This window comes from Dactylosporangium sp. NPDC000521 (genome assembly GCF_042898305.1).
Lineage (GTDB): Bacteria > Actinomycetota > Actinomycetes > Mycobacteriales > Micromonosporaceae > Dactylosporangium.
In genome coordinates, this window is the sequence record NZ_JBIAYW010000015.1 from 198334 (window position 1) to 219425 (window position 21092).

Below are 21092 nucleotides of genomic sequence, written 5' to 3' on the forward strand. Positions count from 1 at the left end.
CATGACCGGTTTTTGTGGAAATGTTGTCCGGGTGCGAGCCGACCGGCTGATGGCCCTCCTCCTCCTGCTGCAGCAGCGCGCGCAGGTGACAGCAGCGGAGGTCGCCCGGGAACTGGAGGTCTCCGAGCGCACCGCGCGCCGCGACCTCGACGCCCTGGCGATGGCCGGGGTGCCGGTGTACGCCGTGCAGGGCCGCGGCGGCGGCTGGCGCCTCGTGGGCGGCGCCCGAACCGACCTGTCCGGGTTGACGGCGGGTGAGGCCCGCGCCCTGTTCCTGGTCGCCGGGCCGGCATCGGCCGCGACGCCGGCCGTGAAGGCAGCCCTGCGCAAGCTCGTCCAGGCCCTGCCGGAGCCCTTCCGGGTGCAGGCCCAGGCGGCAGCGTCGTCGCTGGTCACGGACCCGCAACGATGGGGGTCGAGCCCGGTCGAGCGCCGGCCGGTTCGCTTCCTCGACGAACTCCAGGACGCGGTGATCCGCGGCGTCCAGGTGCGGCTGGGCTACGTCGACCGCGACGGCGCCGAAACCGAGCGGACCGTCCACCCGCTGGGCATCGTCGCCAAAGGTCACTCGTGGTACCTCGTCTCCAACACCGCGGCGGGCCGGCGGACCTTCCGGATCGACCGCGTGTCGTCCGCCGACCCGACCGGCGATCCCGTGCACCGGCCCGATGACTTCGACCTTGCCGAGAGCTGGCGCGAGATCGCCGACGAGGTCGACCGCAGGCGAACGCCCCTGGAGATCCAGGCGGTGTGCGTGCCCCACGCGGTAGGCCCGCTCCGGATGGCGCTCGGCGGCCGGCTCGAGGTGGGAGGTGCCACGCCCGACGGCCGCGTCCAGGTCGTGATCCGGGGTTACAACGAGCACATACTCGCCGGCGAGCTCGCCGGGTTGGTCGAATGGCTCGAGGTGACCGGCCCTCCGGGGGTGCGGGACCACCTGGCCCAGATCGGCACCGCGCTCGTCGAGCGCTACGGCTAGGCCCTGTCCAGCAGCGGCTCCAGCTGGCGGGTGTCCGCCGCCTGGTCAGGAGTGATCCGGGTGGCCAAGGGGCGGCCCCGTCCGTCGGACAGAGCGTGGACCTTGGTGGTCAGCCCGCCACGGGACAGGACCTAGACGGGGACCGGCAGCGGGAACGCCAGCATCGCGTCGTCGACGAGGGTGTGCAGGGCCGAGGTGTGCGGTGGCGTGCCGCCGAGGGTGTGCAGCGCCCCGTGGACCTCGGCGACCATCGCGCCGACCCGGCCGTGGTAGGCGCGGAGGTGCTCAGGGCCGGTCAGCAGCGCCTTGAACTCGGCCCGGGCGTCCGCCGACGTCGCCGCCGCGGCGTGCAGGGCCAGCAGGTCAGGGCGCTGTGCCGCGGGTACGCCGTCCAGCAGCAGCATCACCAGGAAGGTCGCGACGCCGTTGCGGAGGTCCTCGTCCCGGCCGGTGACCAGGTCGCGCTGGTCGTTGGTCAGCTGGCGCAGGACCCCGAACCGCCGGCCGACGTCGCGCCAGCGGTCGACCCGGCCCGGGTCGGCGCCGGCCAGGCAGGCCGCCGTCGCGGTGGCCATCGCGTACGGCGCGCCGGTCTTGCCCTCGTAGCCGGCGAGGACCGACGCGACCGTGGCGCCGGCCGGCCGGGAGGCGAAGTCGAGCAGCTGGCCGCTGATGCCGTCGAGCCAGCCGCGGGACAGCTCGGCCAGGGCCGCGACCTTCGTGGCGTCCGGCACGCGGGCCTCCCGCAGGAGCCTGGCCGGCAGGTGGCTGCCGACGCCCAGCGCGGCCAGGATGTCCGCGTTGCACCGCGCCGGGTCGAAGGGTCCCCCGTCGGCCAGGTCGTCGAGGTAGCGGGCGGCGGCCCACCAGAGCACGTGGACGACCGCCGCCGGCCGGCCCCCGGCCGGGTCGCCGGTCTCCGCGGCGTGCACGAGCAGCGGCAGCCGGATCATCACGTCCACCGCGCCGGTCGAGCCGCGCGCGGCCAGGCGGCCCAGGAAGCCGCCGAGGAACCCGGCCATGGCCTCGTCGGCGACGTCGCCGCTGGCCCGCAGCCTCGCCAGGAGCGCGGTCAGGTCGTCCTGCACGGCGCCGACCACCTCGGTGACGTCCGTCGTCATGATGTTCCCCCTGCGGCAGCGGTCACGGCCCACGAGACGAACGAGGCCAGGAGATAGATGAAGGCGAGGCGCGCGTCCCAGCGGTCCGCGCGGCGGAAGCGCCACCACGCCAGGGCCGGCAGGGCGAGCGGGAGCAGGGTCAGGACCACCCACGCGGACGGCGCCGCCAGCACCAGGACCACGGTGGCGGCGGCGGGGCTCAGCACGGCGACCGCGACCGTCGCGGGCAGGCCGAAGGTGGTCACGTACGTGCGTTCGCCGGGGCGCGGCGACCGGGTGATCTTCTTGGCCACCTCCAGGTGCAGCGTCGCCAGGACGATCACGGCGAGCGCCGGCCAGAACGACGGGTCGAAGCCGCCGCCCGTCTCGCGGAGGTGGAGGGTGTACAGGTAGAGGTGCAGCAGCAGCTGCACGGGGCTGCTCAGCAGCAGCGTCAGCACCAGCCGCCCCGGATCGGGGCCGGGGAGCAGCAACAGCAGCGCATAGGCCAGCTGGACCGCGATGACGAGCGCCGCCCAGCGGTCGAACAGGTTCAGCAGCACCAGGATCGCGCCGATCACGCCGTACCAGCGCAGCAGCGACGACCGGGTGACGGCACCGGCGGCGAGGGGGCGGTCCGGGTTGTGCACGCGGTCATAGGGCAGGTCGCGGATGTCGTCGACGATGCGCATGAGCAGCATGTCGAGGGCGATGGTGAGCGCCGCCACGGCGGTGCCGAGGCCTGGCCGCCAGGGACCGGCGGGCGGGCCGGTGAGGGCGAAGAGGCCGGTGACACCGTACGCCCAGCAGACCGCGAACAGGATCGACGGCACCGGCGGGTAGCTGCCGCGGATGAACGCCCTCATGGGCGCACCGGCGAGCCCAGGTGCACCGGCAGGCGCCACAGGCCGCGCAGGAACATCCTGTCCCGCCACTCGTCGGCGCCTCCGGCAGCGGGGCGCAGGTCCGGGAAGCGGCGCAGCAGCGCGCCGATCGCGGTGCGCAGCTGGACCCTGGCGTGCGGGGCACCGACGCACATGTGCCGGCCGTGACCGAAGCCCAGGTGCGGGTTGGCGGGCCGGTCGAGGCGGAACCCGTCGGGGTCCGGGAAGACGGCCGGGTCGCGGTTGGCCGCGTCGGTGAGCGGGACGACGACCTGCCCGGCGCTCAGCGGCACCCCGGCGAGCTCCGCGTCGGCGAGCAGGACGTGCGGCTGCCCGCCGGTGCCGGCGAACCACACCCAGCGCAGCAGCTCCTCCACCGCGGCCGGGATCAGGTCGGGCCGCGCGATCAGCGTGCCACGGAGCTCGTCGTCGTGCAGCAGGTGGTGGACGCAGCTGCTCAGGTGGCTCGCGGTGGCGTCCCCGCCGGCCATGACGAGACCGGCGGCCATGACGACGATCTCCTGCTCGCTGAGCGCCGGCGCGAGCGACCCGAGGAATCCCGTGCCGAGCCTCGCTCTGAAATAGCCGTGCATGGCGGCCGTCGCGGCGGTGACCTCGTCCGGCGCGCACCGGCCCGCGGACATCATCACATCGGTCCATGCGACGAGCTGGTCGACGTCGCCGGCCGGTGTGCCCATGATGCGGGCGATCACGAGGTAGGGCAGCGGCCGCAGGTACGCGGCGACGATGTCGACCGGTCCGTCGGCGGGTCCGGGCTTCGCGGCGATCTCGTCGAGCAGGTCCTCGGCGGTCCGCTCGATCCACGGCCGGTCGGCCTCCGCGGCCCGGTGGGTGAACGCCGCCTGCACGGTCCGGCGGCGGCGGGTGTGCAGCGGCGCGTCGGTGGTGGCCAGGGCGAGGGTGTCGGGGCTGCGGGCGAACATGGTGCCGCCGTGCCACTGCTGCCGGCTGAACCGCGGGTCGGACAGCACCGTGCGCACGTCGGCGTGGCCGGTGACGAGCAGCGCCGGATGGCCGCCGCGGATGCGGACCGGGACGAGGGCGGAGCGCCGGAACAGCGCCGCCTGCCCGGGATCCAGGGCGACGCCCGGGCGGCTCTCGAAAGGGAAGTCCGTCATGACGGGTCCGCCCCGGTGAGGATGCGCACGGTCCCGGCGGTGCCGTCGAGCTCGATCAGCGCGCCGTCGGGGATGCGGTCGGTGGCGCCGTGCACGGCGACGACCGTCGGCACGCCGAGCAGCCGCCCGGTGATCGCGGTGTGGGACAGCAGCGTGCCGCGCTCCACGACGAGCCCCTTCGCCGCCATCATCAGGAACAGCCAGCCGGGGTCGGTCTCGCGGGCGACGAGGATCGCGTCGCGGCACGTCTCCGGCGGCACTGACGGGTCGAGGACGAGGCGGGCCGGGGCCCGCACGACGCCGGGCGCGGAGCCGAGCCCGGTCAGCACCCCGGCGGCGCCGGCGGCCGGGGCGGCGGTCACCTCCACGGCGCCCGGCAGCGTGTCGGCCAGGGGGCCGGTGGCCGGGGTCCGCAGCAGGCCGGCCCGGCCGGGGCGGGCCTCCGCGAGCAGCCGTTCGCGGCGCCGGGCGGCGGCGAGGTCGCGCAGCGCCGCGCACGGCAGCGTGCCGTCGTAGGCGCCGAGGACCTCGGCGACGGTGAGGTCGCGGATGTCGAGCGGGTCGTCGAGGTGGCCGGTGCCGTGCAGGTCAGCGCCGAGCCGCCACAGGATGTCGCGGGACAGCCCGTACAGCTGCGTGCGGCAGAACCGGGTGTCCTCGCGGACCCGGGCGGTGTAGCGCACATAGCGCGCCAGGACGCGCAGGACGGTGCGGCGCGCCCGGCCGGGGCAGCGCGCGGCGAGCTCCTCGGCGGCCTGGCGGGCGGCCCGCTCCTCCGTCTGGATCAGGCCCTCGACCGTGCGCTGCTGGCTGATGTACGGGCGGAGCACCTCCAGCACTGTCCACGGCTGCTGGCGCGGGGTCGGCTGCTCGAGCTTGAGGTCGTGCGGGGCGCGGTCACCGTAGCGGCGCAGGTAGTCGGCCGCCGCCTCGGCGAGGGGCGCGCCGTGCCGGCCGGTGCTGATGGCGCGCCACACCTCGCGGGGGTGCTCGCCCGACCCGACGGCCGCCCGCAGCGCCGGGTCGGCGGCGACGAGCTCGGCGAGGGCGACGGCGGCCCGGACCGACCGCAGCGACCGGTTGGCGGGGCCGCCGGTGAGCAGCCCGGTCAGCAGGCCGGGGCCGCCCGCCCACCGGTCCAGCAGGCGCATCAGGGCCTTGACGGCGAGCAGCCCGTAGATGGAGTTGGTGAGGGTGACGCCCCAGCGGCCGCCCATCGCCGCCCACAGCTCGCGGTAGGCGGCGACGAGCTGGTGCGGGGTCCGCCCCGACAGGTCGCCGGCGTCCGCCATGACGCCGTCCCACCAGCGCAGGAACTCCCTGGCCTGGCGGGGGTGGCGGGTGGCCCGCAGGAGCGTGCCGGGCAGCGCGAGCCACGCCCGCCGGCGGGGCCGGGTGACGGGCGGGCGCGCCTCGCCGGTGACCCCCATGCCGTCCTGCCACACGTCGCGGACCAGGTCGAACACCGGCATCTGGCCGTGCAGGGCGTGCCAGGCCGCCAGGCGGTAGTACACCCGCCCGTCCAGGTGCGCGACGAGCTGCTCCAGGTGGTGCCGGTTCGCCGCGACGGTGCGGGCCGGCACGCCCATGCGGTGGTACAGGTCGCCGAACGCGCGCCGGTAGAACTCCTGCGCCTGCGAGAAGGTGAGCGCGCCGGAGACGCCCGGGTAGCTCTCGGTGATGTTGTGGTTGGCCCAGTACAGCGGCGGCCCCGCGGGCGTCACCATCGGCCGGGCCTGGACCAGGTGCAGGGTGCCGTCGGCGGTGATGGTGCCCTCGACGTCCTGCGGGCCGCCGAAGAACGCCTCGGCCCTGGCGGCGAGGGCGGCGACGGCGCGGGCGGTGCGGTCGTCGAGGACCGGTGCGTCGGCGAGGTGCGCCGGCACGGGCAGCAGCGCGAGCTCGCCGGTGCCGTCCGGCGGGCCGACCATGCGCTCCTTGCGGACCAGGTCGGCGGTCACGGTCGGGCCGGTGACGTGGAAGTGGTCGACGTCGGCCTTCTCCTGCACGACGCCCTCGCCGATGCCGTGCGCGGCGGCGATGACGGTGCGCCGGGCGCCGTCGCGGGGGTCGCGGGTGAACGCCACGAACGAGCGGGTGCCGGGCACCATGAGCTGCACGCCGACCGCGATCCGGGTCCGGGCCGGATCGAGGCCGCGGTGCTGCCGGTAGGCCACTGCCCTGGCCGTGAACGCCGACGCCCAGCAGGCCGCGATCCGGTCCGCGACCCGGCCGGCGGGCACGTAGAGGAAGCTGTCGCTCATCCCCGCGAACGGGTCGGCGCCGTCCTCGCCGTCCTCGCCGTCCACTGTGGACGCGACGGCGCACGCCCGGACGGCGAGCAGCGCGTCGGGGCCGAACCGGTCGCGGACCTCGGCGAGGATGCCCTCCGGGACCGGTGCGGCCCGCAGCGCGGCGGCCGCCCTGGCCCACCGGCCGGGGTCGTCGGGGCCTCCCGCGGGGCCGGCCACGTGCTGGACGTCCCGCCAGGCCGCGTCGAACGCGGTCGCCGGGACGGTGACCAGGTCCGGCACCGGGAACCCGGCGGCGCGCATCCGGTGCAGGCGGGCGAACTTGTGCCCGACGAGCGCCGGGTCGGCGACGTCCGTGCCGGTCGTGATCGTCATGTCTCGTTCCAGCCGTCGATGTGGATGACACTGTCCAGCGGGGCGCGCCGGGCCGGGCGGAAGTCGCCGCCGACCGGGTGCGCGGTCGGGATCAGCGCGCCCTGCCGGACGTGGCCGGGCAGCCGGAGCAGCGCGGCGACCTCCTCCTCCCGGTCCAGGTGCGTGGTGGTCCAGGCGGTGGCGAGGCCGCGGGCACGGGCGGCGAGCATGTAGCTCCACGCGGCCGGCAGCAGCGACCCCCAGATGCCGGCCTGGTTGCCGGTGCCGAGCCCGCGCCGCACCTCCAGGCACGGCACGACCAGGACGGGGACCCGCCCGAGGTGTTCGGCGAGGTGCCGGGCGCTGGCGAGGGTCCGGGGCGGGACGCCCGTGCCGGTGGCGTCCGGCGGGTACCGCTGCTCGAAGGCCGCCCGGTACACCTTGCCGATCGCGGCACGCAGCGCCGGGTCGGTGACGACCAGCCACCGCCAGTGCTGGCGGCCCGCCCCGGTCGGCGCCTGCAGGGCCACCTCCAGGCAGGCGCGGACGTCGGCGAGGTCGACGGGGCGGGTCAGGTCGAGCCGGCGGCGCACCGACCGGGTGGTGGTGAGCACCTCGGCCGCGCTCATCCCGGTGGTGCCGGCCGGGTCCATCACCGGGTCCATCACCGGGTCCATCACCAGACGCCCGGGACGAGGCGCTTGCGGCCCACGGCGTAGTCGCGGTAGCCGGGCATGTCCCACAGCACCTGCTCCTCCACCCGCAGCCGCCACACGATCGATGCGACGAGGGCGCAGAGCGCCAGAACCCCGGCGGGGCCCGGGAAGCAGCCGACGAGGCCGAGGTGGGCCAGGATCATGCCGGCGTACGCGGGGTGCCGCACCAGGCGGTACGGCCCGTGGGTGACGGCGACCTGGTCGCTGCGGCGCACCACGTGGTGCGAGTAGAACCGGCCCAGGGTGCGGATCGCGGTCTCGCGCAGGACGACACCGGCGACGAACAGCGCGGCCGACGCCCAGAACCAGGCGGGGCGCTCCCCCGCCGCCAGCAGGCAGCAGCCGATGGTGGCGAGCCGGGCCGCGCCGTACGGCACGATCGTCCACGCGTCCTGCGGCGCGCTGGTGGCCCGCAGCGCGATCGGGGCCTCGACGAGCAGCCACAGCGCGTACAGGCCGGCGACGACGAGCGCGGCCGGGTCGTCGCGGTGCACGTACGCGCCGCCGGCGAGCAGCCCGAAGGCGGTGACGAAGATGATCCAGGGTGCGGCTCTCATGCGGTCCAATCCGGTCGGTGCGGGATCTCCAGGACGGCGGCGCCGACCGTGATGCCGGTGCTGCCGGCCATGACCAGGACCCGGTCGCCGGGCTCCAGCTCGTCGGGCCTCACGCGGACCGCACCTTCCGATAGGCGGCGGGCGACATCGTGTGGGTGACGAGCCGGACGGTGCCGAGGTCGGCCGCCCCGGCGTGCAGGCCCATGTCGAAGGCGGTCCGCGGCCGGGCCTTCCCGGGCGGCCGGCGCCAGCTCACGCGCAGCGGCAGGCCGGCGGGCGGGGCGGCGGGGATGTCGGCGGCGAGGTCGATCCAGACGACGTGGGTGTCGAACGCATGGCCGTTGGCGAGGTGGCCGAGCATCAGCACCAGCTGGCGGGCCGCCTCGATCACCTCGATCGGGTCGCGCAGGTCGCCGGGCGCGGCGAGCGCGGGGCAGCGCAGCACGGCGCAGGTGATCTCGCCGTCCTCCGTCTCGGTGGGCGCGCCCAGCATGACGGTGCTCAGGTCGGCCCGGTGCACGAGCTTCGGGTCGGCGGGGGCGGCGAGCGCCCGCTCGGCGGGGGCGGCGAGCGTCGCCGTCCCGCCGCGGCCGGACCCGGCGGCCGGCTCGGCCGCGGGCGTGGCCGCCGCGACTTCCGGCAGAACCGGCTCCAACAAGGCCGGCTCGGGCAGCACGGTGACGGTGCCGCGGCAGATGTCCCGGGTGGTGCCGCCGACCGACTGGATGGCGGCGAGCTCGAGCGTGTCACCGGCCCCGCCGCAGTGCAGCTCGACATCGCCCTCGAGTTCGCCGAACGCCGGAAACGCGAATCCGAGCCGCAGCCGGCGGTCGGGGCGCCGCAGCTCGCCACCGGTGACGTCGCCGGCCAGCCCGAGCAGGCCGGCGACGAGCAGATTGCCTGGTAGGTGGTCCACCGGGTGGTCAAAAAAGAACGGATGATGTCGATCGACGTGTAATGGAACCGTCAGCATCAATGCCCCCATTCACGCCTATGACGTGGTGTGAAGCATTGAAGTATGGTGTCGAAACTTGCGGTCGTCAATACTACGAAATCGGTTTGTATTCACCTCACCTTCATACTTTCGGACGGAACTCATTCATCCTGATGGTGTTCAACCGATCACCACGCACCAGTTGTCCACGAATGCGAAACAATGCGGCAATGAACCGCTGAAACATCAGATGTATCGGCACATCGAAATATGCACGTTCGATGCCAGGACCTTGCTCAACCGACCTGAAAGACCGTCAGGACCGCGGCATGGTCCGACGGCCAGGCGTTCGCCGACGGGTTGGACTGGGACGGGGTGCCGACCCAGACCGCGTCGGAGGACAGGACGGTCAGCGGACCCTTGTAGTGGATGAAGTCGATGCGGTCCTGCGGCTCCGGCTCGCCGGCGTGGGAGTCGTACCCGTAGCCGCCGGTGAACGTCTTGAACACCGGCGACCAGGTCGTGCCCGGGAACGCCGCCGGGTTCGGGTGCGCCTGCCGGTAGGAGTCGGTCAGGCCCGCGTTCGCGGGGGCGGTCGACGACGGCCAGGGCACCGCGCCGTAGCCGCAGCGCGAGTTCGACGCCGTCCAGTCCAGGTGCGACGGGGCGTTGAAGTCGCCGACCAGCAGCACCGGCGTGCTCGACGCGGCCGCCAGGTCGGGGCCCATCGCCGCGATGATCGTGTTGATCTGGCCCGTCCGCCCGGCTGCCGCCTCCTGGTTCAGCAACTGCTGCACGCCCATCCGGCCGAAGCAGGCGTCGTACGGGCCGTACGGCGTGTACCCGAGGTGCGCGCTCCACAGCCGCACCGACCGCGCGCCCAGGTCGATCCGCGCCGCGACCGCTCGGCCGGCGACGGCCGTGCCGGTGGCGGTGATCGGGTAGCGGCTGATCACCGCGACGGAGCCGTCCTGGTGGAACGACCAGCCCAGCGCGCCGGCGATACGCTGCGCGGCGCCGTCGTTCTCCTGGATGCCGACCACGTCGGCGTCGCTGTCGAGCAGGAACTTGAGCTCCTTCTCGAACCCGCCGGTGACGGAGCTGCCGCCGTGCCACAGGTTCCAGCTCAGCGCGCGCAGCTGCGGCACCAGCACGCCGGACTGCACCCGGACCGTCACGGTGGCGTCCGCGGTGCCGGTCGCCGTCGTCGCCCGGACACCGATCGTGACCGCGCCGGCCGCGGTCGGCGTGCCGCTGATGACGCCGGAGGCGGAGACGCTCGCCCACGCCGGACCGCTCGTCTTGGTCAGGGTCAGACCGGCGGTCCCACCCTGGACGAGGCCACCGACCGCCGCCGTGTAGGGGACGCCGGCCTTCGCGTTGCGCACCGCGAACGCGCTCGACGGGAACCGCGGCGCGCCGGTGCCGGTGACCCGGATCGGGAACGGCTGCGCCAGCCACGTGTACCCGTCGTTGTACAGGTAGTAGACGATGTAGTCACCGGGCGTCAGCCCGCTCGTCGGCAGCGTCGCGGACCCGCTCGCGTTCGGGGCGTACGCCCACGCCAGCGACGCCCCGACGTAGACCTGGTTCGCCGGCCCGTCGCCCGGGTTTCGGTACAGCCCGACCCAGTTCTTGGCACTGACGCTGGTCGTCGTGTACGTCAGCCGCACCGGCGACCCCGCGGCGACGGTGGGGTTGGTGACGGTGAGCGTCCCCGGGAGCGCGGCGATCAGCTTGAGCTTGACCGGCTGCGCGAGCCACGTGTACCCGTCGTTGTAGAGGTAGTACAGGACGTAGTTGCCCGGCGTGAGCCCGCTCGTGGGGAGGACCCCCGAGCCGCCGCCGTCCGGCGTGTACACCCACTTCAGCGACGGCCCGACGTAGGCCTCGCCCACCGGCCCGTTGCCGGGGTCCGCGTACAGCCCGACCCAGTTCTTCGCCTGCGGCCTCGGCGTCGCGTACTGGAACCGCACGTCGGCCCCGACCGCCACCGTCGCGGAGCTGACGGCGAGCGACCCGTCGGCCGCCGCCCTCGCCGCCGGCACGGGCCCGGCCAGCACCGCCAGCACTGCCAGCAACACCAGGACAACGCTGCGCACCGAAGCTCTAAATATCGACATTCAACTATTGTGAGGGATCATCTGGCGCCGATGTGACATCGTAGCCACATCCCGCCGAACCGCGGCCCAAGAATCGCCGCGACCGCCGTCGGACGCCGTTCACCGGCGCGGGCGCTTCCGGGTGACGGCACGGGTGTTTCCGGGTGACGGCACGGGTGTTTCCGGGTGACGGCCGGGGCGCCCGTGTGGACCGGTGGTCCGGGGTGGAGCGGGCGGTGGCGAAGGGCTACGGTTCTCGATCGGTGGCACGTTGCGGGGGCGGCTCACCGGCGCGGTCCCCGGCCCGTGCCGGATCGGGAGGACGGTGGCATGGCGGGGCGTGATCCGGCGCCGGGCGACGTGTGGAACCTGACGGATCCCGACGAGGTCACCGCCGGACGTCCGATCGTGAAGCCGTCCGGGCTGTGGGCCGACGCGGTCCCGCAGGCCGCGGCGCCGCCGGTGGCAGCGCCACCGATGCCACCACCGATGCCGGCCGGGCCGCCTGCCACGCCGGTGCCGCACGCCGCGCCGCCGCCGGTGTCCACGCCGCCGATGCCACCACGGATGCCGGCCGGGCCGGTGCCGCAGGACGCGACGGCGGAGCTGCCGCTGGTCGCGCCGCAGGCACCGCCGGCCCCGGCACCCCCACTGCAGCAGGTGCCGTTCACCGCTCCCCCACCGGTCCAGCAGGCCCCGCCGCCGCCCGTGCCGGTGGCGCCGCCCGTACAGCATGGGGCGCCGCCGCTCGTGGGGCAGGGGGCGCCGCCGGTACAGGGGCCGCCGGGAGCCTTCGCCGGAGATGTGGCGCCTGGCAGACGGGGGCGCGCGGGGCTGATCCTCGCCGCCGCCGGGCTGACGCTGGTCGTCGCGGTCGGCGCCGTCGTCGCGGTCAAGGTGTCGCGGTCCGATGGTGGCGGCGGCGCGCCGGTGGTCGTTGCGCAGGAAGGGGATCCGTCCAGGGCGGGCGGCGAGGCCGGCGCGGCGTCCGGGACACCTGACGGTGATCGGGTGCCCGCGGCGCCGAGCGCCTCGGTGCCGCCCGCGCAGCTGAAGCCCGGCTTCAAGCTGAACGCGGGTCAGGGGCTGCGCTCACCCAACGGCAAGTACACGCTCACGCAGCAGCCGGACGGCAACCTCGTCCTCGCCGACGAGGCGAAGCGGGTGCAGTGGTCGTCGCAGACGCCGTCGAACCCGGGCGCCTACGCCGGCTTCACCCGCGACGGCGACCTCGCCGTGTACGCCAAGGGCGGCGGCGTCCTGTGGCACAGCGCGACCGCCGGGAAGGGCGCCCTGCTCGAGGTGCGCGACGACGGCAACGCCGTGGTGTCGCAGGCCGGCAGGCAGGAGGTGTGGTCCAGCCAGGGCGAGCGGGGGCGGCTGTACCCCGGCCAGGCGCTGATCTCCGGGCAGCAGCGCCGCTCCCCCGACGGCCGGTTCACGCTCCTGCAGCAGCCGGACGGCAACCTCGTGGTCGCCGACGCCGACAAGAAGGTCATCTGGAGCTCGCAGACCAGCGGGCACCAGGGCGGCAACACGCAGCTGCAGAACGACGGCAACCTCGTCGTGTACGGCGCCGACAAGCAGCCGCTCTGGTCGTCGGGCACGTACGGCGCCACCGCCGTGACGGCCACGCTCAACGCCGACGGCAACCTCGTCCTCACCTCCGGCGGCAAGGCCCTCTGGGCCACCGCGACCGACGGCATCAGCAGGCTGACCGTCGGCCAGCGCCTCCTCGCCGGACAGTCCCGCTCGGCGGCGAAGGGCGGCTACACGCTGCTGCAGCAGCCCGACGGCAACCTCGTGCTGCGCAACTCGGCCAAGACCGTGGTGTGGCGCAGCGGCACCAGCGGACACCCCGGCGCGTCGACGCGGATGCAGCCCGACGGCAACCTCGTCGTCTACGACACCGCCGGCAAGGCGCTGTGGAGCACCAAGACCTACGGCAAGGACGCCACCTACCTGCTGGTCCAGGACGACGGGTCGGCCGTGCTGTACACCGCGGCCAAGAAAGCGGTCTGGACCAGCAGGACCGCCTGATCCGGAAAAGAAAGCGCCCATTCGTGTGACGCGCGCGGAACCCGCAGGCCGCCGCCAGATACCGTCATTTCCTCGACATCGTCCCCGTAATGCCCTGGTTACGCTTCGCGCACATGCCGGAGTCGCTGCAGGAAAGGGGCTACGAATGGGCAATGTCAGATCGCCACGACGGAACTTCATCGCCGTCGTCTCGTGCGTGGCGATGGTGCTCGGCACACAGTTCGTGCTGGCCAGACAGGCGAGCGCGGCCAGCACCGTCACGGTGCGGGTGGTCATCGAACACGTTCTGGAACAGGGGTGCACCGACAACCTGTCCGGTTCGGACTTCTATTCGAAGATCACGATCGGTGGGCAGGATTTCAATTTCGGGCCGATCGACGGTGAGGACGAGATCTCACCGGACTGGACCGCGGAAAAGGCGGTCGACGTCGACGCCGCGGCCACCACGCCGGTGGTGATCAAGCTGGCGGAATCGGACGGGTTCCTCAATTTCGAGGACGACGTCTGCGACATCTCGCCCAACGGCCCGGAGCTCGACCTCACGGTCAACCTGGTGCCGTGCGCCGTCACCGGCGACGTCAGCGGCGTGTGCGCCGGGCCGATCACCTCGGCCGGCAACGGCGACGCCGACATCCGGTTCCGGATCGAGGTCGACCTGCCCGCGGCGACACCCGGGCTGGCCGTGCGCTGCACCCACACCCCGCTGTGGCCGCAGCCCGGCGACACCGTGACCGTCACCGTCGAGTCGCTCGACGGCACGGTCCAGGTGGGCGACACGATGACCGACCTGTCCTCCGGCGCGCCGGGGCCCGCGCTGGTCGACCACAAGAAGATCGCCGACGACCTGGAGGTGTGGGTCAACGAGCCGACCGGACCCGACCTGCACGTCACCGGCAAGACCACCGACAGCTACGTCATCACCAACGTGCCCGCCGGTGACCTCGTGTACGGCTGCACCGCCCACGCCGGCGCCGACAGGGTCTTCACCGGATGGCGGCGGACCAGGGTCGGCGCGCCCGCCGAGGGCACCGCGATCCCGGTCAGCTTCACCGGCGCCCGGACCAACCGGGTCGACGTCGTCTTCATCGCCGACAGCGACAGCTACACCTCGGCGAGCGACCCGGCGTTCCTCTCCGACGCGACCGACGTCATCAAGGGCGCCTACTACGGCCAGGACTTCTTCCTGACCAACCAGCAGCGGTTCAACTTCTGGCTGGCGGACCAGCGTGGCGACGCCGACCGGGTCGCCGCGCCGACGCCGGCGAACCCGGCGAACACCAACTGCGTGCTGACCCGCCCGCCGAACTGGTCGAAGGACTACAGCTGGGCCGACACCGGCGTCATCCTGCACCGCGACGACTTCCGCGACTGCGCCAACGCGGGCGTCTTCTCCACGGAGCCGACGTCGCTGGGCACCGTGCTGCACGAGACCGGGCACGCACCGTTCGGCCTCGCCGACGAGTACTGCTGCGACGGCGGCTACTTCGAGGCCGTGCCGAACCCGAACATGTTCGACACCCTCGCCAAGTGCCAGGCGGACGCCCCGACGCTGGGCCGCCCCGCGAGCGACTGCCGGACCGTCACCGACACCCGGCCGACGCCGGCGAAGAGCTGGTTCCTGTCCGAGCCGACGCCGAACGACCTCATGAACGCCGACCGGCGGCCGCCGCAGGCCGCCGACATCAGACGCATGAACTGGTACTTCGACAACTGCGCCGCCGGAAAGTGCTGAGGAGGCCGCCATGAGACGCAACCGACGCGCACGCGCGCTGATCACCGCATCGGCGACCGCCCTCCTCGCGGTCGCGGTCACGGTCGCCGTCACGGTCGGCGGGTCCGCCGCCGCGCCCGGCGACCCGGCCGACCCGGGGACGGCGCCGCAGCCGCAGTACGACTACTCGGACCCGGCCAAGTCGTTCCTGGTCGACCTGAACTTCGCCGCCACGTCCGCGACGCTCACCGGCGCCACCGTCGGCGAGCAGCGCTCCACCTCCCACCTCGGCGACCCGCCGCTGCTGCGGCTCACGCTGACGGACGAGGACGGGGCACCGGCCGGCGCGTTCAACGCCTGGGATCCCCGCTGGTACTTCGACCAGACCGACGGCGGCGGGGAGCGGCTGGTCGTGCACGACGGCCCGGGGACGCTGACGGTGCCGTTCGACGCCGACACCGCGACGATGGTGGTGCACGACGTGAACGCCGGGACCGACCTGGCGACCGTGGACCTGCGGCCCGCGGTGCACGAGTTCTGCGTGGCGCACCCGGGCGACCCCGACTGCGTCGAGGCCGACCTGGCCGTCACCGCGGCGACCGTGACCGGTGACCCGCTCGCCGTCATCGGCCGGCCGAGCACCGTCCAGGTGCGCACGGTCGTGGCGAACCTCGGCCCGGACGGGCCTGCCGACGCCGGCGTGGTCCAGACCGCGACCGGGTCGGCGGGCGTCACGGTCACCCCGGCGAGCCGCACGTTCGACGCCGGCGGGCTCGCGGTCGGCGCCCCGGCCACGCTCGACAGCGCCTACCAGCTCACCTGTACCGCTCCCGGCGCCCAGACCGTGACGGTGACCACGACGGTCGCGCCCGCGAAGGCGAAGGTCGTCGACGCCGTCCCCGGCAACAACACCCGCTCGGCGACGTTCGCCGTCGACTGCGCCGTGCCGGTGACGCTGAACATCATGCCGGGCAGCCTCACCAACCCGGTCAACGTCAACCCCGGGGTGCTCCCGGCCGCGGTGCTCACCACGACCGCCAGCCAGTACGGCAACCCCCTGGCGTTCGACGCCGCGACGATCCAGCCGGGCACGGTGCGCATGGGCGTGCGCGGCCCGCTGGTCGCCACCGGCGCCGGCGCGCCGGAGGACCACGGCAAGGTCCACCTGGAGGACTCGTACGAGCTCGACGAGCACACCCGCGACGGTGACAAGGACGGCGTGATCCACGCCCGCCGGGACCAGCTCGGCATCCAGCCGGGCACGGTGGAGCTCTGCGTCCGCGGCCGGTTCGGCCCGGGCGCCGGCACGGCGTTCTTCGGCTGCGACCGCATCACCCAGGTGCCGTAGCCGGCGCACGCGAAGGAGCGCCCCGGAGCCCTGGCACGCTGGGCTCCGGGGCGTCCTACAACGCTACCGCCGCGGCGCTCGCGTCCCAGAGCTTCGCGGCCGCCGCCGGGTCGCTCGCGTGCGGCGCCGGCCTGGTGACCTTGTGCCCGACGTAGTAGCCGCCGTCCGTCAGCTCGGCGGCGGGGGCGGTGGCCAGCCAGACCAGCAGCGCGCCCGCCTTCTCCGGGGTGGTCAGGAACGGTGCGAACCGGTACACGAGCCGGACCGGCCCCTCGCCGAAGTTGGAGCGCACGACCCCGGGGTGGAACGACACGCTGGTGACGTCCGGCCAGCGGCGCGCGGCCTCGGCGGCGAAGAGGATGTTCGCGGACTTCGCGGCCCCGTACGCGCGGCCCCAGCGGTACTTCGCGGGGTCCCCGGTGAAGTCGTCCGGGTCCGGGCGGCCCTGCGTGTGCACCCGCGACGCGGTCGCCACCAGCCGCGCGCCGGTGAGCCGCTCCCGCAGCAGGTGCGTCAGCAGGAACGGGGCCAGGTGGTTGCCCTGGATCGTCGCCTCGTAGCCGTCGGCTGTCCGCCGGTAGCCGCCGACCATCCCGCCGGCGTTGTTGGCCAGGACGTCGATCGCCGGGCACGTGTCGAGCAGGTACGCGGCGAGGTCCCGCACCTCTGCGAGCCGCTCGAAGTCGGCCCGGAAGCGCCCCGGCTCGCGGCCGCCGCCCGCGTCCCGCACCCGCGCGACCGCCGCTTCGAGACGCCCCTCGTCGCGGCCGACGACGACCACCCGATCCCCCTGGGCGGCGAACTGCTCCGCCGCCGCCAACCCGACACCGGAGCTCGCCCCAGTGATCACCACAGTCCGATCCATCGATGCAGTATCGCCCGGCGGCGGCCGATTGTCCGGATGTACGAACTGCCGGGGGTGAAGTTGTCGTCGTGTACGAACACCGGCCGGAACGGCCGCCCTAGGGTTGCCGCATGTCGGAACTGGGTGACATCCATCACTGGCTGCGCGAGCGGTTGCCCGCGCTGCTCGTCGAACACAAGGTGCCGGCCGCCGCGGTGGCGGTCTCGGTCGGCGGTGACGTCATCGACGTCGCCGCCGGCGTCCTGAGCCGGGCAACGGGGGTGGAGGCCACCACCGACTCGGTGTTCCAGATCGGCTCGATCACCAAGGCGTGGACGGCCACCCTGGTGATGCAGCTGGCCGACGAGGGCAAGCTCGACCTCGACGCGCCCGTCCGGCGGTATGTACCGGAGTTCTCCATCGCCGACGAGGACGCGGCCGCCGCGATCACGGTGCGGCAGCTCATGAGCCACACGGCGGGCTTCGAGGGTGACGTGTTCACCGACACCGGCAAGGGCGACGACTGCGTCGAGAAGTACGTCGCGACGCTCGGCGGCACGCCGCAGCTGTTCGCACCCGGCACGATGTTCTCCTACAACAACGCCGGGTACTGCGTGCTCGGCCGGGTCGTCGAGGTGCTGCGCGGCAAGCCGTTCGACGCCTGCGTCCGGGAGCACCTGTCCGGGCCGCTCGGGCTGACCCACGTCGCCACCGGCGCCGACGAGGCGATCCTGTTCCGGGCCGCGGTCGGCCACCTCCAGCCGGCGCCGGACGCCGACCCGGTGGCGGCGCCCGTCTGGGCCCTCGCCCGCTCCAACGCGCCGGCCGGCTCGATGCTCACCATGCGGGTGCGGGACCTCCTCGCGTTCGGCCGGATGCACCTCGACGGCGGGAAGGCGGCCGACGGCACCCAGGTGCTCAGCGAGGACGCCGTCGCGCAGATGCGGCAGCCGCACGTCACGCTGCCCGCGCTCGGCCTGATGGGCGACGCCTGGGGGCTCGGCTGGGAGCTGTTCGACTGGCCCGGCGGCACGGTGGTCGGGCACGACGGCAACACGATCGGCCAGGCCGCGATGCTGCGCCTGGTGCCGGGGCGCGACGTCGCGGTCGCGCTGGTCTCCAACGGGGGCAACCCGTTCGCGCTGTACACCGAGATCTTCACGCGGATCCTGCGGGACCTGGCGGGCGTCGAGATGCCGCCGCTGCCGGCGCCGCCGGAGGTCCCGGAGACGGTCGACGTCGAGCGCTACCTCGGCACGTACCGCTGCGACGTCGCCGAACTGGTGGTGGAGCGCGACGGCGACGGCCGGCTGTGGCTGGAGCAGCGGCCCATGGGGCTGATGGCCCAGCTCGGCGGCCAGGTCGAGCGGACCGAGCTGGTCCACCTCTCCACCGACCGGTTCGTCCCGCTCAGGTCGACGCTCGGCGTCCACCTGCCGCACGTCTTCGTCGGCGACGACGGGACCGGGCACGCCCTGTACATCCACAGCGGCCGCGCGGTCCGCCGCGTCGCCGACTGACCACCGGAGGCATCCATGAGATCTGTCCGGACCATCGCCGCCCTCGGTGGTCTCGCGCTCCTGCTCGGCGCCTGCGGCGGCAACGCCGCGACCGGCGACCAGACGTTCGCCGACGGCAGGACGTTCACCATGGTGCTCGGCGCCGACCCCGGCACGCTCGACCCCCACCTCACGTCGCTGTCCGTCGCCATGCTGGTCGACCGGTTCATGTACGACTCGCTCGTCAACATCGACCCGGACGGCAACGAGGTGGCCGGGCTGGCGCAGACCTGGCAGGGCACCACGACGTCCGCCACGTACACGCTGCGCAAGGACGTCAGGTGCGCCAACGGCAGCCCGCTCACCGCGACGACGGTCGCCGACAACATCAACTTCGTCGGCGACCCGAAGAACGCGTCGTCACGGATCGGGGCGTTCGTGCCGGCGGGCGCCACGGCGAAGGGTGACGACGCGGCCGGCACCGTGACGGTCACGTCGCCGGCACCGGCCTCGTTCCTCGCCCGGATGGTCGGCGGCCTGCCGATCGTGTGCGACAAGGGCCTGAAGGACCGCAACCTGCTCAAGCAGGGCGGCGACGGCACCGGCATGTTCACGCTGACCGAGGCGGTGGCGAACGACCACTACACGTTCACCCGGCGCAAGGACTACGCGTGGGGCCCCGGTGACTGGAAGGCCGACCAGCGCGGCCTGCCCGACACGGCGGTCCTCAAGGTCGTCACCAACGAGTCGACCGCGGCAAACCTGCTGATGTCCAAGCAGGCGAACGCCGCGCAGCTGGTCGGGCCGGACCGGCAGCGGGTGCAGGCGGCGAACCTGCACCAGCGGCAGATCGAGGCGACGCTCGGCGAGCTGTGGTTCAACCACAAGAGCGGGCTGCCCGGCGCCGACGAGCAGGTGCGCAAGGCGCTGGTCCAGGCGCTCGACCTCACCGAGCTGGGCAAGGTCGTCAGCAGCGGCAACGGCAAGCCGCCGACCGGCCTCGTCTCGTCGGGCGGCGCGCCGTGCAAGCAGAACACGGTCGAGGGGAACCTGCCCGGGCACGACCTGGACGCGGCGAAGGCCGCGCTGGACGCCGCCGGCTGGACGGCCGGTGCGGGCGGCGTGCGGGTGAAGGGCGGGCAGAAGCTCACCATCGCGATCGCGTACCCGGCCAGCCTGGGCACCGGCTCGCAGGCCGGCGCCGAGCTCACGCAGAAGGTCTGGACGAGCGCCGGCGCGGAGGTCACCGTGAAGCCGGTGACCGACGCCGAGATCGGCACCGGCCTCCTCGGCGGGCAGCTCGCCTGGGAGGCGGCGTTCCTGCCGCTCAACACGCCACTGCCCAGCCAGGTCGTGCCCTACGTGTCCGGGCCGTCCGCGCCGAACGGCGTCAACTTCTCCAGCATCGACAACGCCGAGTACACCAAGGCGGTCACGGAGGCGTCGGCGGTCGCCGGCACGGCCGGCTGCGAGCAGTGGGCCGCCGCCGAGAAGGCCATCTTCCGGCACGTCGACGTGGTGCCGTTCGTCAACTCGACGGTGCCGATCTTCGGTCAGGGCGCGCGGTTCGAGATCGGCGACGGCGCGATGATCCCGCAGTCCATCCGGATGCTGGCGTAAGGAGGTGACCGGCGTGCGGGCGATGACGGGGAAACTCACGGGCGAACTGGCGGGCAGACTGACGGACAATGCGTGGGTGCGGTTCGCCGCGCGCCGGTCGCGCAGGCTGCTGCTGTCGGTCTGGGTGCTGCTGACGGCGGCGTTCGGCATGATCCACCTGATCCCGGGTGACCCGGTGCGGGCGGCGCTCGGCGTCGCCGCACCGGCCGAGCTGGTCGCCGCGCGGCGGGAGCAGCTGGGCCTGGACGACCCGCTGTGGCGGCAGTACCTGGACTACCTGGGCGACCTGTTCGCCGGCAGGTTCGGCACCTCGACGGTCTCCGGCCTGCCGGTCTCCCAGGTCATCGCGGAGCGCTACCCGGCGACGCTGGAGCTCGCCGGGTACGCGTTCCTGGTCGCCGTCGTGCTGTCGGTGCCGCTCGGGCTGACCATGGCGGTGCTGACCCGGGGCGGCCGGCGCCGGCGGCTGGAGCTCGGCTTCACCTCGACCAGCGTGCTGCTCGGTGCGATGCCGGAGTTCCTGGTCGGCGCCGGGCTGGTGTACCTGTTCGGGGTGCGGCTCGGGCTGGTGCCGATCGCCGGGCGGGCCGGGCCCGACTCGTACGTGCTGCCGGTCCTCGCCCTGGCCCTCGGCCCGGCCGCGGTGCTCGCCCGGATCATGCGGGTGGAGACCCTGGCGGTGCTGGACGCCGACTACATCCGCACCGCCCGCGCGAAGCGGCTGCCGGCCCGGCGGCTGTACCTGCGGCACGCGCTGCCCAACTCGGTGACGGCCACGGTCACCATCGCCGGGCTGCTGCTCGGCGGGCTGGTCGCGACGACCGTCCTGGTGGAGAACGTGTTCGCGTGGCCCGGCCTGGGCAGCACCATCGTCCAGTCGATCCTGGCCAAGGACTACCCGGTGGTGCAGGGCATCGTGCTGATCTACGGCCTGGGCGTGCTCCTGGTCAACCTCGTGGTCGACGTCGGCCTCGCGCTGCTCGACCCGCGCTCGACGATCCGGGAGAGCTGAA

Annotated in this window: 16 protein-coding genes and 1 pseudogene; 7 read left to right on the forward strand and 10 right to left on the reverse strand. The window is 73.8% G+C overall.

The features are described 5' to 3' along the window. Positions 1–31 precede the first annotated feature (31 nt). The gene (locus ACFY3L_RS38345; protein ID WP_389335923.1) at positions 32–979 is read left to right on the forward strand and encodes a helix-turn-helix transcriptional regulator; all 948 of its coding nucleotides are present in this window, start codon (positions 32–34) and stop codon (positions 977–979) included. Positions 980–984: 5 nt separating this feature from the next. On the opposite strand, the pseudogene ACFY3L_RS38350 reads toward ACFY3L_RS38345, so the two are convergent. The 9 genes and pseudogenes from ACFY3L_RS38350 to ACFY3L_RS38390 form a co-directional block, all read right to left on the reverse strand. Then, positions 985–1104: pseudogene (locus ACFY3L_RS38350) on the reverse strand (IS5/IS1182 family transposase); the annotation flags it as partial. A gap of 6 nt (positions 1105–1110) precedes the next feature. Beyond that, complete coding sequence (locus ACFY3L_RS38355; RefSeq protein ID WP_389335926.1) at positions 1111–2100, reverse strand: polyprenyl synthetase family protein; 990 nt, start codon at positions 2098–2100, stop codon at positions 1111–1113. Then, complete coding sequence (locus ACFY3L_RS38360; protein ID WP_389335929.1) at positions 2097–2945, reverse strand: hypothetical protein; 849 nt, start codon at positions 2943–2945, stop codon at positions 2097–2099. Before ACFY3L_RS38360 ends, ACFY3L_RS38355 begins: the two co-directional genes overlap by 4 nt. Continuing rightward, positions 2942–4102 carry a cytochrome P450 gene (locus ACFY3L_RS38365; RefSeq protein WP_389335932.1) on the reverse strand — a complete coding sequence of 387 codons (1161 nt, stop codon included), beginning with the start codon at positions 4100–4102 and terminating at the stop codon, positions 2942–2944. The genes ACFY3L_RS38360 and ACFY3L_RS38365 overlap by 4 nt, the downstream gene beginning before the upstream one ends. Further along, a complete protein-coding gene (locus tag ACFY3L_RS38370) occupies positions 4099–6729 on the reverse strand; it encodes a PEP/pyruvate-binding domain-containing protein (protein ID WP_389335935.1) in 2631 nt (876 codons plus the stop codon). Before ACFY3L_RS38370 ends, ACFY3L_RS38365 begins: the two co-directional genes overlap by 4 nt. Beyond that, positions 6726–7373, reverse strand: coding sequence for a nitroreductase family protein (locus ACFY3L_RS38375; protein WP_389335938.1), 648 nt, complete (start codon positions 7371–7373; stop codon positions 6726–6728). The genes ACFY3L_RS38370 and ACFY3L_RS38375 overlap by 4 nt, the downstream gene beginning before the upstream one ends. 11 nt (positions 7374–7384) lie before the next feature. After that, positions 7385–7981 carry a methyltransferase family protein gene (locus ACFY3L_RS38380; RefSeq protein WP_389335941.1) on the reverse strand — a complete coding sequence of 199 codons (597 nt, stop codon included), beginning with the start codon at positions 7979–7981 and terminating at the stop codon, positions 7385–7387. A gap of 109 nt (positions 7982–8090) precedes the next feature. Then, complete coding sequence (locus tag ACFY3L_RS38385; protein ID WP_389335944.1) at positions 8091–8897, reverse strand: AfsA-related hotdog domain-containing protein; 807 nt, start codon at positions 8895–8897, stop codon at positions 8091–8093. A 314-nt stretch (positions 8898–9211) separates the two neighbouring features. Then, positions 9212–10999, reverse strand: a complete 1788-nt coding sequence (locus tag ACFY3L_RS38390; protein WP_389335947.1) for an endonuclease/exonuclease/phosphatase family protein — start codon at positions 10997–10999, stop codon at positions 9212–9214. Between the two features lie 348 nt (positions 11000–11347). Between ACFY3L_RS38390 and ACFY3L_RS38395 the strand changes: the two genes are divergently transcribed. The 3 genes from ACFY3L_RS38395 to ACFY3L_RS38405 all read left to right on the forward strand — a co-directional run bounded on the left by ACFY3L_RS38395 (position 11348) and on the right by ACFY3L_RS38405 (position 16116). Beyond that, positions 11348–13057 (forward strand): hypothetical protein, encoded by a 1710-nt coding sequence (locus ACFY3L_RS38395; protein ID WP_389335950.1) that lies wholly within the window; start codon positions 11348–11350, stop codon positions 13055–13057. A gap of 145 nt (positions 13058–13202) precedes the next feature. Then, positions 13203–14789 (forward strand): hypothetical protein, encoded by a 1587-nt coding sequence (locus tag ACFY3L_RS38400; RefSeq protein WP_389335952.1) that lies wholly within the window; start codon positions 13203–13205, stop codon positions 14787–14789. A 10-nt stretch (positions 14790–14799) separates the two neighbouring features. Then, positions 14800–16116: a hypothetical protein gene (locus ACFY3L_RS38405; RefSeq protein ID WP_389335954.1), complete on the forward strand. Its 1317-nt coding sequence runs from the start codon at positions 14800–14802 to the stop codon at positions 16114–16116. 55 nt (positions 16117–16171) lie between these two features. Here the strand turns inward: ACFY3L_RS38405 and ACFY3L_RS38410 are convergent, their stop codons facing one another. Further along, positions 16172–16981, reverse strand: a complete 810-nt coding sequence (locus ACFY3L_RS38410) for an SDR family NAD(P)-dependent oxidoreductase (RefSeq protein ID WP_389335956.1) — start codon at positions 16979–16981, stop codon at positions 16172–16174. Positions 16982–17091: 110 nt separating this feature from the next. On the opposite strand from ACFY3L_RS38410, the gene ACFY3L_RS38415 reads away from it, so the two are divergent. From ACFY3L_RS38415 to ACFY3L_RS38425, 3 genes are all read left to right on the forward strand, one after another. Then, the gene (locus ACFY3L_RS38415; RefSeq protein WP_389335959.1) at positions 17092–18480 is read left to right on the forward strand and encodes a serine hydrolase domain-containing protein; all 1389 of its coding nucleotides are present in this window, start codon (positions 17092–17094) and stop codon (positions 18478–18480) included. A gap of 15 nt (positions 18481–18495) precedes the next feature. Beyond that, the gene (locus tag ACFY3L_RS38420) at positions 18496–20079 is read left to right on the forward strand and encodes an ABC transporter substrate-binding protein (RefSeq protein WP_389335962.1); all 1584 of its coding nucleotides are present in this window, start codon (positions 18496–18498) and stop codon (positions 20077–20079) included. A gap of 76 nt (positions 20080–20155) precedes the next feature. Further along, positions 20156–21091 carry an ABC transporter permease gene (locus ACFY3L_RS38425; RefSeq protein ID WP_389335965.1) on the forward strand — a complete coding sequence of 312 codons (936 nt, stop codon included), beginning with the start codon at positions 20156–20158 and terminating at the stop codon, positions 21089–21091. The last annotated feature ends 1 nt before the right edge of the window (position 21092 follow it).